The 12804-nt window shown below is 70.4% G+C and carries 13 protein-coding genes and 1 pseudogene (1 of these 14 only partly in view); 8 read left to right on the top strand and 6 right to left on the bottom strand.

The annotated features are described in order from the left end of the window. Positions 1-934 (top strand): redox-regulated ATPase YchF (ychF, locus tag FrCorBMG51_RS00545; protein WP_235433199.1); only part of this gene is annotated, 934 nt, incomplete at its 5' end. A 373-nt stretch (positions 935-1307) separates the two neighbouring features. On the opposite strand, the gene FrCorBMG51_RS00540 is transcribed toward ychF, so the two are convergent. The 3 genes and pseudogenes from FrCorBMG51_RS00540 to FrCorBMG51_RS00530 form a co-directional block, all read right to left on the bottom strand. Further along, positions 1308-2387: a right-handed parallel beta-helix repeat-containing protein gene (locus tag FrCorBMG51_RS00540; protein ID WP_047221187.1), complete on the bottom strand. Its 1080-nt coding sequence runs from the start codon at positions 2385-2387 to the stop codon at positions 1308-1310. Positions 2388-2628: 241 nt separating this feature from the next. After that, positions 2629-3003: pseudogene (locus FrCorBMG51_RS33360) on the bottom strand (TIR domain-containing protein); the annotation flags it as partial. 276 nt (positions 3004-3279) lie between these two features. Then, the gene (locus FrCorBMG51_RS00530) at positions 3280-3597 is read right to left on the bottom strand and encodes a 4a-hydroxytetrahydrobiopterin dehydratase (RefSeq protein WP_047221185.1); all 318 of its coding nucleotides are present in this window, start codon (positions 3595-3597) and stop codon (positions 3280-3282) included. 118 nt (positions 3598-3715) lie between these two features. Here FrCorBMG51_RS00530 and FrCorBMG51_RS00525 point away from each other — a divergent pair, with 118 nt between their 5' ends. Then, the gene (locus tag FrCorBMG51_RS00525; protein ID WP_013872321.1) at positions 3716-4147 is read left to right on the top strand and encodes a (deoxy)nucleoside triphosphate pyrophosphohydrolase; all 432 of its coding nucleotides are present in this window, start codon (positions 3716-3718) and stop codon (positions 4145-4147) included. Between the two features lie 158 nt (positions 4148-4305). Here FrCorBMG51_RS00525 and FrCorBMG51_RS30215 read toward each other — a convergent pair whose 3' ends face one another. Further along, positions 4306-4449: a hypothetical protein gene (locus FrCorBMG51_RS30215; protein ID WP_235433198.1), complete on the bottom strand. Its 144-nt coding sequence runs from the start codon at positions 4447-4449 to the stop codon at positions 4306-4308. Between the two features lie 126 nt (positions 4450-4575). Between FrCorBMG51_RS30215 and typA the strand changes: the two genes are divergently transcribed. Then, entirely contained in the window at positions 4576-6417 is a 1842-nt protein-coding gene (typA, locus tag FrCorBMG51_RS00520) for a translational GTPase TypA (protein ID WP_047221184.1), read from the top strand. A gap of 77 nt (positions 6418-6494) precedes the next feature. On the opposite strand, the gene FrCorBMG51_RS28905 is transcribed toward typA, so the two are convergent. Further along, a complete protein-coding gene (locus tag FrCorBMG51_RS28905) occupies positions 6495-7805 on the bottom strand; it encodes a hypothetical protein (RefSeq protein ID WP_047221183.1) in 1311 nt (436 codons plus the stop codon). A 292-nt stretch (positions 7806-8097) separates the two neighbouring features. Here FrCorBMG51_RS28905 and FrCorBMG51_RS00510 point away from each other — a divergent pair, with 292 nt between their 5' ends. The 5 genes from FrCorBMG51_RS00510 to FrCorBMG51_RS00490 all read left to right on the top strand — a co-directional run bounded on the left by FrCorBMG51_RS00510 (position 8098) and on the right by FrCorBMG51_RS00490 (position 12623). Then, positions 8098-9318 carry a phosphotransferase family protein gene (locus FrCorBMG51_RS00510; protein WP_047221182.1) on the top strand — a complete coding sequence of 407 codons (1221 nt, stop codon included), beginning with the start codon at positions 8098-8100 and terminating at the stop codon, positions 9316-9318. A 47-nt stretch (positions 9319-9365) separates the two neighbouring features. Next, positions 9366-9875, top strand: coding sequence for a hypothetical protein (locus tag FrCorBMG51_RS00505; protein WP_157180334.1), 510 nt, complete (start codon positions 9366-9368; stop codon positions 9873-9875). 189 nt (positions 9876-10064) lie between these two features. Further along, positions 10065-11024: a DUF7065 domain-containing protein gene (locus tag FrCorBMG51_RS00500; protein WP_076842247.1), complete on the top strand. Its 960-nt coding sequence runs from the start codon at positions 10065-10067 to the stop codon at positions 11022-11024. Between the two features lie 221 nt (positions 11025-11245). Next, positions 11246-12136 (top strand): N-acetyl-1-D-myo-inositol-2-amino-2-deoxy-alpha-D-glucopyranoside deacetylase, encoded by an 891-nt coding sequence (gene mshB / locus FrCorBMG51_RS00495; RefSeq protein WP_047221270.1) that lies wholly within the window; start codon positions 11246-11248, stop codon positions 12134-12136. An 85-nt stretch (positions 12137-12221) separates the two neighbouring features. After that, a complete protein-coding gene (locus tag FrCorBMG51_RS00490) occupies positions 12222-12623 on the top strand; it encodes a DUF6113 family protein (protein WP_338052656.1) in 402 nt (133 codons plus the stop codon). 132 nt (positions 12624-12755) lie between these two features. Here FrCorBMG51_RS00490 and FrCorBMG51_RS00485 read toward each other — a convergent pair whose 3' ends face one another. Continuing rightward, positions 12756-12804 carry the 3' portion of a transglutaminase family protein gene (locus tag FrCorBMG51_RS00485; RefSeq protein WP_047221179.1) on the bottom strand. Its footprint extends 917 nt past the window's final position, so only the last 49 of its 966 coding nucleotides appear in the window; its start codon lies off the right edge, out of view — the gene reads right to left on this strand; it ends in the stop codon at positions 12756-12758.

Genomic DNA, 12804 nt, shown 5'->3' with positions numbered 1-12804 from the left:
CCCCCGCCTCGACCGGCTCGCCGAGGTCTTCCGCAGCGCCCGCACGGTGCCGGCGACGGTGAGCTTCGTCGACATCGCGGGCCTGGTCCGCGGCGCCTCCGAGGGGCAGGGGCTCGGGAACAGGTTCCTGGCCAACATCCGCGAGTCGGACGCGGTCTGCCAGGTCGTCCGGGTCTTCTCCGACCCGGACGTCGTCCACGTGGACGGCCGGGTCGACCCCGCCGACGACATCGCCACCGTCAACACCGAGCTCGTCCTCGCAGACCTGCAGACAATCGACGCGCGCCTGCCCAGACTGGAGAAGGAAGCCCGGGTCGACAAGGGCAGGCAGGGCCTGCTCGCCGCCATGAAGCACGCCCGCGAGGTGCTCGACGCCGGTCGCACCCTCTCGTCCGAGCCGGGTGTGGACAGGGCGGCGCTGCGGGAGCTGTTCCTGCTGACGGCCAAACCGTTCCTGTACGTGTTCAACGTGGACGAGGACGCCCTCGCCGACACCGGCCGGCTCAAGGAGCTCGCCGCCCTGGTCGCCCCCGCCGACGCGGTGGTGCTGTGCGCGAAGGTCGAGGCCGAGCTCACCGAGCTCCCCGACGAGGACGCCGCCGAGCTGCTGGCCTCCCTCGGGCAGTCCGAGAGCGGCCTGGCGCAACTGGCCCGGATCGGCTTCCACACGCTGGGCCTGCAGACCTACCTGACGGCCGGGCCGAAGGAGGCCCGGGCCTGGACGATCAAGGTTGGCGCGACCGCCCCCGAGGCCGCGGGCGTCATCCACACCGACTTCCAGCGCGGGTTCATCAAGGCCGAGGTGGTCTCCTTCGGCGACCTGACGGCGGCGGGCTCGATGGCCGCCGCCCGCGCCGCCGGCCGCGTCCGTGTCGAGGGCAAGGACTACGTCATGGCCGACGGCGACGTCGTCGAATTCCGTTTCAACGTGTAGCCCCGCCCCGCCTCCGTCCGGCTGCCGGATGGTCCCGGCGGAGGGACCGTCCGCAAGGCGTCAGGCACGCTGGCCGCCTCGGGCGGGTGTTCCGCGGGGCAGAGGGCGCCGCCCGGATCGACAAACGCCTTGGCCTGGCCGGCGAGTGCTCCGCAGGGCGGAGACTGTCCTTTCCGCGGCAGCATCCGCCCGGAGCGGGTTGGGGTGGCTGGGGCTGAGCGCCGGCTGGGGCTGAGCGCCGGCTGTCCTGCCGCCCGCGGGCGGAGGTGTAGGTGAAAAGCGTCAGTATGACGCCTGTTTCCACCTACGGGCGCGACGGCTGTAGGTGGAAACAGGCATGGGAGTGACGGAAACCACCTACGGGTTTCGCCGGTCAGCGGCGGACCAGACGTTTTCGGTCGGCGCCCCAGACGTCCCAGGCGGATTTCCGGTTACCGGTGATGTCGTTGTCCTCGAAGAGCCCGGCACCGTTGTCGTAGACGAACACGCCGTGCTCCTGGGAGTTGGTGATGCGGTTGCGACGGACCGTCGGGTTCCCACCGGACTCCACCGCGACGTTGGACCTGGCGTTGCCGGTGATGTCGTTGTTCTCGAAGAGCCCGGCGCCGTTGTCGTAGACGTGCACGCCGGCGTTCTGGGAGTTGGTGATGTGGTTGCCGCGGACAGTCGGGTTCCCGCCCGACGCCACGGTGACGTTGGGCCAGATGTTGCCGGTGATGTCGTTGTTCTCGAACAGCCCCGCGCCGTTGTCGTGGACGAAGACGCCGCTTCGCTGGGAGCTGGTGATGCGGTTGCCACGGACCCTCGGGTTCCCGCCCGACCTTACGGCGATGTTGGACCTGGCGTTGCCGGTGATGTCGTTGTTCTCGAAAAGGCCGGCACCGTTGTCGTGGACGAAGACGCCGCTTCGCTGGGAGCTGGTGATGCGGTTGCCACGCACTCTCGGATTACCACCCGACGCCACGACGATGTTGGACCGGACGTTGTCGGTGATGTCGTTGTCCTCGAACAGCCCGGCGCCCTTGTCGTAGACGTGGACACCGCGGCCGGAGAGGTAGTGGACACGGCAGCGGTGGACGTGGGGGTCGGCGTCGTTGTGGACGGCCACGCCGGCGGACGCGCTCCCGCTGATGTCACAGCCGTCCAGGACGAGCCGACCGGTGCGGATGTCGACCACCGCATCCTCGCCCGGCTGCCCGGTCGCCCGCAGCGTCAGCCCGCGCACCGAGCCGTTCGCCGCGCTGAACAGCACCACGCTGCCCGTACCGGCCACGATGGTGATCTCCTCGACCGGGCCGTCCCCGACGATCTCCAGCGGTTTGTCGAGGATGAGCGGCCCGGGGTAGAGCCCGGGGCGGACCACGACGCGGTCGCCGGGCCGGGCAGCGCGGATCGCCGCGTCCACCGTGGTGAAGTCGCCCCGGCCCAGCGCGTCGACCACGTGCACCCGCACCGGCCGGCCAGCCCGCCGGCCNCCGGCCAGCCCGCCGGCCCGCCGCGCCGCCGCCGGGCGTGCCGGGGAAGCTCGTCCCGGGGGCCGGCGCGTCCACGGCGAGCGCGTCGCGGATCCGGCGTGCCAGCGCGGCTGTCGCCCGGCGGCTGCTCGGGCTCGACAGGTCCCCGAAGCGGCGTTCCCGCCAGTCGGTGTACTGCCGGGCAGTCAGCGCGGCGAGCAGTTCGTCGCCGGCGGCCCGTCCCGGTGTTTCCAGCTCCGGCACGCTGATCCAGTACACCGGTAGGATCAGGTCGGTCCGGCGCAGCCGGCGTTCCCGGTCGAGGAAGCGGGTCATCTCCCGCCGGCACTGCGGGCTGGCCACGAACGCCGGGGTCACGATCGGTATGAAGAACGTGACCGCGTCCAGGGAGCGGTTGATCCGCTCTTCCCAGGCATGGCCCCAGGTGATGTCGTCCCGGTCCTGGAAGATCTGTAGCTCGCGGCGCCCGGTCTGCGCGCGCAGCTCACCCTCCAGCCGCCGCCGGAATGCCGTGATCAGGCCGCTGTCGTGCTCGTCGTCGTCATGGGCGTAACTCAGGAAGGCCGCTGGCTCGCCATCCGATCGACCCGCCACCCGTGCTCCCCCGACAGCTCTCCGTCCGACAACCCAATATGCACTCTATGTGATCAATATAAGACGGAGGGTGACTTCCCAATGTAAATCTTGTCGATGGGGGTAAGGATGGGGCGGGCGTCGGTGGCGAGGGGTCGGCTCCGTGCGGCGCCGCCGCGCCAGTCGCGGGGGCGGCTGGCGGCGGGGCTGAGCGGCGGGGCCGGACGGTGTGGATCGGGCGCCGACAACGGGCGCCGGTCGGGTGTGGTGTTGAGTGGGTTGCGGGTGCTGAACGGATTATGTGCCAGTGTCGGACGGGTCCGCGATGCCGTGTTGGCGCAGGATGTCGGAGATCCGGGATGCCAGGGCGATGTCGAGATCGGTGACACCCCCTTGCGAGTGCGTCCAGACTGTGAAGATCGTCACTCCAGGCGCTCGGTCGACGACGGGGTGGTGATTCATCTCGTTCGCGACGATCGAGATCTTTTCGACCGCCTCGTTGGCGGTCTCCTCGTCCATGGTGACCCTGCGGACGATCGTCGATGTGTCGCCGCTCCACCCCGGCAGTGTGCTGAGGGCGTCGGCCACGCGGTGTGCGTCCAGCTTGGTGGGCATGGAGGAACCTCCGTCTGGTCCGGCCGGGCGGCCGTCGGGTGGTGGCCGCCTTTGCTGTGCGTTCGCTGTGCGTCCTCTTCGCAGCGGGGAGGCCCCGCTCGTTACAGTGTCGTTCGTTATGGAGTCGTCCGGCATCCCGCGCGTGGTGGTGGCAGCGGCGCTTGTTGATATTCGAGAGCGGGTGCTGGCATGCTGTAGGCGAGGTCCGTCCGCGCTCGCCGGCGGCTGGGAGTTCCCCGGCGGCAAGGTCGAGCCCGGCGAGGACGAGGTCGCCGCTCTCGTCCGTGAGTGCCGGGAGGAGCTCGGGGTCGACGTCGAGGTCGGCTCGGTCCTCGGCGAGGTGCCCCTGCCGGCGGACGGCTGGGTGTTGCGGGTGCGTTTCGGGCGGATCATCGCGGGCGAGCCCAGGCTGATCACCCATTCGGCGCATCGCTGGCTGGCACGGGACGAGCTCGACGACGTCCCCTGGCTGGCCCCGGACGCGCCGCTCATCGAAGATCTTCGTCGCTACCTGGGCACGGCGCCGCCGGATACCCGGTCCGGCGTCTGACCCGGCCACGGCGTCTGATCTGGCCCCGGCGTCTGATCTGGCGTCTGACCGATCCGACGTCTGGCCGGGACGCCTGTCTGATCAGGCAGCGGACCGGTAGCGGGCCGCCAGAGTCAACGGATAGTATCGATGATTACACCTTCTGTTGTCGTCAGCCGTCAGGTCGCCGGTGTCCGTACCATGATGGTGGACACTCGCGGGCCGAGTTCGGACACGACCGTCTTCCTGGCGATCCTGCCCGGCGCGCGGCGTGTCCCGTCGAGGCGGCGTGTCCCGCCGGGCTGGGCGGCGCGTCCGTTCATCGTGGCGGCGCGGCCTCATGTCTGGCATCACCACTGTCCGGCGTAATCATCGTTCAGCGTCAACTGTCCAGAGCACCATGTCCAGCCAGGGGCGGCCGCCCCACGTCACCATCGGAGCCCGTCACCGTGTCTGTCCGTGCCGATCTGCGTAACGTTGCGATCATCGCCCATGTCGACCACGGCAAGACGACGCTCGTCGACGCGATGCTGCGGCAGTCCGGTGCCTTCGGCGAGCACTCCGAGGCCACCGACCGGGTGATGGACTCGATGGACCTCGAGCGCGAGAAGGGCATCACGATTCTCGCCAAGAACACTGCGGTCCAGTACGGCGACGTCACGATCAACATCGTGGACACGCCGGGCCACGCGGACTTCGGCGGCGAGGTCGAACGCGGCCTGTCCATGGTGGACGGGGTCGTGCTGCTCGTCGACGCGAGCGAGGGGCCGCTGCCGCAGACCCGGTTCGTCCTGCGCAAGGCGCTGGAGGCCCGGCAGCCGGTCATCCTGGTCATCAACAAGGTGGACCGCTCCGACGCCCGGATCGCGGAGGTCGTCGACGCCACCTACGAGCTCTTCCTCGACCTGGACGCGGACGAGACCCAGATCGACTTCCCGATCGTCTACTGCAACGCCAAGGCCGGCCGGGCGTCGCTCAACCGCCCCGCCGACGGCGGCAACCCCGACTCGCCCGACCTCAAGCCGCTGTTCGACGTGCTGCTGACCACCATCCCGGCGCCGGTCTACGACCCCGAAGCACCCCTGCAGGCGCTGGTCACCAACCTTGACGCGTCGCCGTACCTCGGGCGGCTGGCGCTGTGCCGCGTCCACAACGGGACGCTGCGGCGCGGGCAGACCACCGCGCTGTGCCGCGCCGACGGCCGCATCGACCGGGTGAAGATCACCGAACTGCTCGTCACGAAGGCGCTGGAGCGGGTGCCGGGCGAGCAGGCGGGGCCCGGCGACATCATCGCCGTCGCGGGCATCCCCGACATCATGATCGGTGAGACGCTGGCCGACCCGGACGACCCCCGGCCGCTGCCCGTCATCACCGTGGACGAGCCGTCGATCAGCATGACGATCGGTATCAACACCTCCCCGCTCGCCGGCCGGTCCGGGACGAAGCTGACCGCGCGGCTGCTGCGCAACCGGCTGGACGCCGAACTGGTCGGCAACGTCTCCATCCGGGTGCTGCCGACGCAGCGGCCCGACACCTGGGAGGTCCAGGGCCGCGGCGAGCTGGCGCTGGCGATCCTGGTGGAGCTGATGCGCCGGGAGGGCTTCGAGCTGACCGTCGGCAAGCCGCAGGTCGTCACCAGGGAGATCGACGGCAGGCGGCACGAACCGGTCGAGCGGCTGACCATCGACGCCCCCGAAGAGTACCTCGGGACGCTCACCCAGCTGCTGGCCGTCCGCAAGGGGCGCCTCGAGCAGATGGTCAACCACGGCACCGGCTGGATCCGGATGGAATACCGGGTGCCGGCCCGGGGGCTGATCGGCTTCCGCACCGAGTTCCTGACCGAGACCCGCGGCACCGGGCTCATGCACCACGTCTTCGACTCCTACGAGCCGTGGTTCGGCGAGCTGCGCACCCGGGCGACGGGGTCGATGGTGGCCGACCGCGCCGGCGTGGCGACCGCCTACGCCCTGTACAACCTGGGGGAGCGCGGCACCCTGTTCATCGGGCCGACCACCGACGTCTACGAGGGCATGATCGTCGGGGAGAACTCCCGCGCGGACGACATGGACGTCAACCCCACCAAGGAGAAGAAGCTGACCAACATGCGTTCGTCCACCGGGGACGAACTGGTGCGGCTGACCCCGCACCGGCAGCTCTCCCTGGAACAGGCGCTGGAGTTCTGCCGCGAGGACGAGTGCGTCGAGGTCACCCCCGGCCCGGTCCGGCTGCGCAAGGTCGCGCTGACCGCGGCCGAGCGGGAGAAGCTCCGCTCCCGCCGCCGCGCCGGCTGACCCCGACGGCCTCGTCCGCCGCAAGTCCTCATCCCTCCTGAGATCTCATCCGCTGTAAAGCGTCCCGCTATAGGGCGTCATCCGTTGTGAGGCGTCATCCGCCGTGGAGGGTGTGTTCGATGAGGAGGGCCGCGCCGAGCTCGAGGATGTCCTCGGACAGCGGTCTGCCCAGCAGTTCCTCGGCCTGTGCGAGCCGGTAGCTGACCGTCTTGTGGTGCACGTGCAGCAGCCGGGCGGCGCGTGTTCTGCTGCACCCCTGGGAGAGGAACGTCAGCAGCGTTTCGCGCAGCCGCCGGCAGTCCTCGTTGCGGCGGCCGAGGGCGCCGAGACGTTCGTCCGCGAGCCGCTGGGCGCGGCCGGGGNGGGAGCCGCTGGGCGCGGCCGGGGTCGGCGCACAGCAGCGCGGCGAGTTCGACGTCACGGTGCCGGACCACGCCGGCGCCGGCCTGCCCGCTCAGCCGTGCGACGCGCTCGGCATCGCGGGCCTGATAGTGGGACCGGCGGAACCCGGCCCGGCCCCGTCCCACGGATCCCATGCCGCCGAGCGTTCCGACCAGTGGAGTAGCCGCGATCCTGGCCAGGGTGTCCTCGTCCGGCCGGGCTGGCCAGGCGAACCAGGCCCACCACGTGCCGTCGCCCACCGGCAGCGTGAGTACCGCTGACGCGGCCGCGGCGCCCAGGTCGTCCAGCGCGCGCCGGACGTCGCCACCGGCGCCGGTCGGCGCGAGCACCATTGCCACGTGATGGGCCCGCACGTCGTAGCGGAGCAGTGAGCTCACCGCGATCTCGTCCACCGGGTCGTCAGCGACGAGTTCACAGATGAGGTCGCTGGGCGCGCGGCGCTGGAAGACACGCGGGACGTGCCCGCCGAACTCGGCGTGGTACTCGTCGACCAGGTGCGCGCAGGAGTGGTCGACGAACGTGAAGATGTGCTGGGAGGACAGCGACAGGACCTCGCGCAGCAGGTCGAGGTCGACCACCCGTTCGCCGACGTGGGCGCTCCACTTCTGCCAGAGCAGCCCGTGGCCGTAGTGGTAGGCGCGCAGCAGGTCGGTGACGTCCCCGCCGCCGAGGATCGAGTGGCGCAGCAGGTTGCGGGCGCCCAGGGGCGGCTCGATCGCCGTGGCCGGGATGCCGAAGGCCAGCGTGGAGAAGATCGCCCCGACGTTCTGGTCGGTGCTCTCGCGCACCGCGTCGATGGCCGCCGGCGTCCGGTTCGGTACCAGGGTCGGCTGGCCGGCGAGGACCTGTTCGGTGATCTCGACGGCGATCTCGGCGGAGCGCAGCAGCAGTTCGTGCGCGCAGCGCTGGATCGCTTCCGTGGCGGATGCGTACTCGGCCGGTTTCGGAACGTCTAACGCGGGCTCCGTGTCGCGCTTCCCGGGCATCGGCCGAGCGTAACAGTTTCTTCAGTGAGAAGTGGTGTACGTCACATCGAGCTTGTCCTTTCTGCCGGCTCCTCTGCTCCGTTCGGGACAGCCCACCCCCGCACCGCGGGATGCCGCCGGTCGTCGCTGGCGGTCCGGGTGACGCCCGTCCCACAGCCTTGCCAGTGCCGGATATTGGCGTGCCGATCGTGCTCCGCCACAATTCCTGTCAACAGGAAAACCGGCGCGGCCGAAGCAGGTGAAAACCTTTCCCGCCGCGCGGGAACACATACCCGACGATGCGGGGGCCCGCATGCTGACCGCTGAAAAAATCCCGCCCCGGGGCCATGACAAAAATGCGCCCCAGCCAGCCTGGATCGAACATCTACGTGGCCGCTACACCACCGAGAGGGAGGTCGACGCGATTCTCACCCGTCGGCTCGGGCGACGCGCCGGCCCGGGTTATGCGCCGCAGTCCCTGGCCACGCTGCGGGCCGGTGTGGAGGCGCTGCTGCGCGACGAACTCGACGAGCCCTTCACCGTCCTCGACACCCGCTGGCTGACCGGCGGCGCGTCGAAGGTACAGATGGCCTTCACCCTCGACTGGGTCGAACCGGGTGTCGGCCGCACCCGGACGCCGATGGTCCTGCGGATGGAACCGGCCGAGTCGATCGTCGAGACCAGCCGATTACGGGAGTTCCAGCTGATCAGGGCCATGCGGGGGGTCGTGCCGGTGCCCCCGGCGTACTGGGTCGACGCGGACGGCAGCCACCTGCCCTATCCGGCATTGATCTACGGTTTCGTGCCGGGGGCGACCAAGCCCTCGACGGCGACCAGCGGTGTCAGCGGGCTCGGCATCAACTTCGGGCCCGCGTTGCGAGGCCCGCTGGCCTCGCAGTTCGTCGAGCATCTCGCCGCCGTCCACACGTTCGACTTCAGCGGCGCGCAGCTCAGCGCATTTGACGTCCCGCAGGTCGGGACGCAGAGCGTGGAATGGGGCCTGAACTGGTGGGCCCGCGTCTGGGAGGAGGACTGCGGCGAGGAGGTGCCCCTGATGAACCTCGCCGCCCACTGGATGCGCCAGAACATGCCGCCGGCCGACCGCATCTGCGTCATCCACGGCGACTACCGGGCGGGGAACTACCTGTTCACCGAGGCCGACGCCCGCATCACGGCGTTGCTGGACTGGGAACTCGGCCGGCTCGGCGACCGCCACCAGGACCTCGCCTACCTGGCCACCCCCGTCTTCGGTCACCTCGCGGAGGACGGCGTCACCTTCCTGGCCAGCGGCCTGCTGCCGCCCGACGAGCTCTACGAAGCGTACGAGAAGGCGTCGGGGCTCACCGTCGACCCCCGCCGGCTGCATTTCTACAAGATATACAACGCGTTCTTCCTCGCTGCCCTGACGCTCGGGACGGGATATCGGATCGCCCGCGGCGGGAAAACGCACCAGGACGTTCTCGTAGCCTGGCTGATCGGGATTGGGAGTCTGTTGCTGGACGAGATCCGCGTGCTTCTCGAGAAAGGTTTCTGACAATGATGGTGCGCCCTGACACCCAGCTCCGGACGATTATCAGGGCAATGACGGAGGTTGTCCTGCCCGCCGTCGACCCGGCCAACCAGATGGCCCAGGAACAGGCCCGGGTGGTGGTCGGCACCCTCCTGCTGATGGCCGAGCGGTTACCCCTGCAGTTCCAGTTCGACCGCGACGAGCTACAGCGGCTGACCGACTTCGCCGAACAGCTCGCGGGGGTGGCGAGCGGGGGGCCACGGACGTCGGATCTGATCATCCGCCTCGCCGCGGACGCGCGGGCCGGCAGAGACGTCCTGGAGCGCGCGAAGGCCGACCCCGCCGAACTGGTGGACACCGTCCGCCAGCTGCGGGCCGTCGCGGGCGCCGTCGTCGACACCGTCTTTGCCGACGACGCCGCCGCGTCCTGCCGCGACGCGGTATGGCACGCGGTGCTGACCATGTCCCGCGATCAGCTCCTCCGGGAGCGGGCGTGGGTCCTGCCCCAGGGATTCGAGCAGGACCCGTCGAGCCTGCCGTCCCTCGACAGCCTCCTCGGGACGGCCGCTGCCACCGGGTAGAGCCCCCCACCTGGCCACCCGGCGCCGGCCTCGCGCGTCCCGGCGTCCCGGCCATGCCCGCTGGGCCGGTCCGTGGCCCCGACCGGCCCAGCCGTCCCGTCCGTGCCTCCTGTCCGCGTCCTGTCCGGGTCCTGTCCAGGTCCTGTCGATGGCCGTTCCGCGGACGGAGTACGAGCCGAAGGAAACGTCATGAGCGCCGATCTCGCCCGCTTCGAGGGTGTTGTCTCGGACGACAACCAGCCTCTGTGGAACCAGAGCTACTACCTGAACTTCTACGACCCGCGGACCCGTGTCGGCTGCTTCGTCCGGATGGGTCTGCTGGAGAACCAGCGGCACGCCAACAACTGGCTGATCGTCTTCCGGGACGGCCTGCCGGTCTTCGTCCGCACGAACCTCACCCTGCCCTACACCGACGACCGTCCGGAGAAGGGCATCGCCCTGGCCGGTGTGCGCATGCGGTCGCTGTCCCCGCTGTCGAGCACCCGGGTGACGTTCGCCGAAGGCGATTTCAGCCTCGATCTGCGGTGGGACACGACCTACCCGCTTGCCGACTGCATCGCCCTGACCCGGGACACGGAGGGCTCGTTCGCCCGGGAGATGGCCCAGGTCCATCTGGAGGGCCCCTGCACGGTCGCCGGGCAGGTCACCGTCCGGGGCAGGCGGACCGAGGTCACCGGCACCGGGTTTCGTGACGTCGCCGCTGGTGTCCGTAACTGGGACGGTGTCCGGCACTACCGTCTCGCCTGGCCGGTCTTTGACGACGGCACGGCGTTCGCCGGTGTCCACGGCGTGTCGACCGGGGGCGCCGACGCCTACATGCGGATGTTCCACGACGGCCGGGAGTGGCTGCGCGTCACCCGTATCGACGACCACAACGAGTACGCGCCCGGCCCCTTCCAGGTCTCGCGAATGGACTGGGCGTTCACCGACGAGAAGGGGCGGACGTCCGGTTTCACCGCCCGGCCGCTGTTCAGCTGGTTGCTGCCCCAGGACTCGTTCGTGATCTGTGAGCAGATGATGGAGTACCGCCTGGCCGACGGCACGCTCGGCTACGGCCTGTGCGAGGGCGGTTTCCGGCTGCCATGGAGCGTCCCGAGCCCGACCGGGCAGCCCGACGGGAGCAGCCAGGTGGCGGTGGGCAGCGGCTGACGGCACCGGTTGGCGGCACCGGCTGGCGGCACCGACTGATCGAGCCGGACACACCCTGCCCCGTCCGCGGTCGTCGATCTCGTACGGTCGTCGATGTGAATGCCATCGGTGCGAATGCCCCGGGGGACGCCCCTGGGGACGCTCCCGGGGACGTAGCCAGTCGCGTCCCCGGAGACACGGTGTCCGCCCGCCGTCCGGCCGGGCCGCCCGCGCGGCGGGTCATGTTCGTGCACGCGCATCCCGATGACGAGGTGATCGGGACGGGTGTGACCATGGCGTCCTACGCGGCGGCGCCGGACACCACGGTCACCCTGGTCACCTGCACGCTGGGGGAGATGGGCGAGGTGCTCGTCCCGGAGCTGGTCAACCTGCGGTCGGATCTCGGCGACCAGCTCGGCGGATACCGGATGGGGGAGCTGGCCGCGGCCTGCGCGGCGCTCGGTGTCAGCGACCAGCGCTTCCTCGGCGGGGCTGGCCGCTGGCGGGACAGCGGCATGATGGGGACCCCGGGCAACGACGACCCACGCTGCCTGTGGCGGGCCGACCTCGACGTCGTCACCGCCGCGCTCGTCGGTATCGTCCGGGAGGTCCGTCCGCAGGTGCTCGTCAGCTACGACGCGAACGGCGGCTACGGGCATCCCGACCACATCCGCGCCCATCAGATCACCGTGCGTGCGTTCGACGCGGCGGCCGACCCGGACTTCGCGCCCGAGGCCGGCTCACCGTGGCAGCCGCTGAAACTGTATGAGACAGCCCTGTCGCGGTCGGTGCTCCAGGCCGGGATCGACTACTTCCGGTCGTCGGGCACCGGCCAGGAACTGCTCCCGGGAGTGGAGTCGGCCGAGGACGTGCCGACCACGGTGCCGGACGAGGCCGTCACCACCGAGATCGAGGCGAATCCCTACTATGAGGCGAAGGTCGCGGCGATGCGGGCGCACGCCACCCAGATGACAACGGATGGTTTCTTCTTCGCGCTGGCGGACGGTATCGGCCATCGCGCATGGGGTACCGAGCACTATGTCCTCACCAGGGGCAGGCGAGGGCCGGGTGCCGGGCCGTACGGGCGGGAGACCGACCTGTTCGCGGGGGTGGATCTCGATGTCCGTGACTGAGCGCCGAGCCGGCCGGGCGAGTGGAGTGGGACATGGCCAGGGCGGCCGTGCGGGCGGGGGGTACATGGCCGGTGAAGATCTTGAAATGTCCCGCTTATTCCTGGGGTCGGCCTACACGTTCGGTGCCTTCGGAGGGCTCGCGCTCGGCCTCTACGGGGTGTTCCTCGTCCCCGCGGGCCCGCGTCCCGGTGGGGTGCTGCTGTCGGTCGGCGTCGCCGTCGCCATGATCGGAAACACTGGCCTGGCGGTGCTGGCGCGCTGGCTGACCGGTACCCGGCTCGGCGCCGTGATCCCGCTGGCCGGCTGGGTGCCGATCGTGCTGTGGCTGGCTGCCGCGCGCCCCGAGGGGGACCTGTTGCTGCAGGCCAAGGCCGCTGGATACCTGTTCATGGTTCTCGGCGCACTCGCGCCGGTGGTCGTGGCGATGATCGGGCTGCCGCCGCGCGGCCTGTCCGCCGTGCCGCTGCCCGGTCCGCGCAACCAGTGACCGCCGCGGGCCGGGCCTGGCCGGTTCGGACACGGCCGGTCTTCCCGGCTTTCCGGCCTTTCTGCCCTTCCGACTCGCCGCGGGGCTGGCCGAGCCAGCCCCGAGCAGTTTCAGGGCTGGGTTCGGAGCGGGCTAGTTCAGGCGCGCCCGGGCGGCGTGCGCGGCCTCGCGGGCGGCCGCC

It is taken from the genome of Protofrankia coriariae, assembly GCF_001017755.1.
GTDB classification, from domain to species: Bacteria; Actinomycetota; Actinomycetes; order Frankiales; family Frankiaceae; genus Protofrankia; species Protofrankia coriariae.
The sequence above is the reverse complement of the archived record's forward strand: the minus strand, read 5'-3'. Positions and strand labels throughout refer to the sequence as shown.

What these genes read in the sequence shown, in the direction of transcription:
- FrCorBMG51_RS00490 (WP_338052656.1), top strand. Translation starts at nt 12,222, where the DNA reads ATGTCCCGCTTATTCCTGGGGTCGGCCTACACGTTCGGTGCCTTCGGA.
- FrCorBMG51_RS00505 (WP_157180334.1), top strand. Translation starts at nt 9,366, where the DNA reads ATGACGGAGGTTGTCCTGCCCGCCGTCGACCCGGCCAACCAGATGGCC.
- FrCorBMG51_RS30215 (WP_235433198.1), bottom strand. Translation starts at nt 4,449, where the DNA reads ATGAACGGACGCGCCGCCCAGCCCGGCGGGACACGCCGCCTCGACGGG.
- FrCorBMG51_RS00525 (WP_013872321.1), top strand. Translation starts at nt 3,716, where the DNA reads ATGGAGTCGTCCGGCATCCCGCGCGTGGTGGTGGCAGCGGCGCTTGTT.
- mshB (WP_047221270.1), top strand. Translation starts at nt 11,246, where the DNA reads ATGTTCGTGCACGCGCATCCCGATGACGAGGTGATCGGGACGGGTGTG.
- FrCorBMG51_RS00530 (WP_047221185.1), bottom strand. Translation starts at nt 3,597, where the DNA reads ATGCCCACCAAGCTGGACGCACACCGCGTGGCCGACGCCCTCAGCACA.
- FrCorBMG51_RS00500 (WP_076842247.1), top strand. Translation starts at nt 10,065, where the DNA reads ATGAGCGCCGATCTCGCCCGCTTCGAGGGTGTTGTCTCGGACGACAAC.
- FrCorBMG51_RS00510 (WP_047221182.1), top strand. Translation starts at nt 8,098, where the DNA reads ATGCTGACCGCTGAAAAAATCCCGCCCCGGGGCCATGACAAAAATGCG.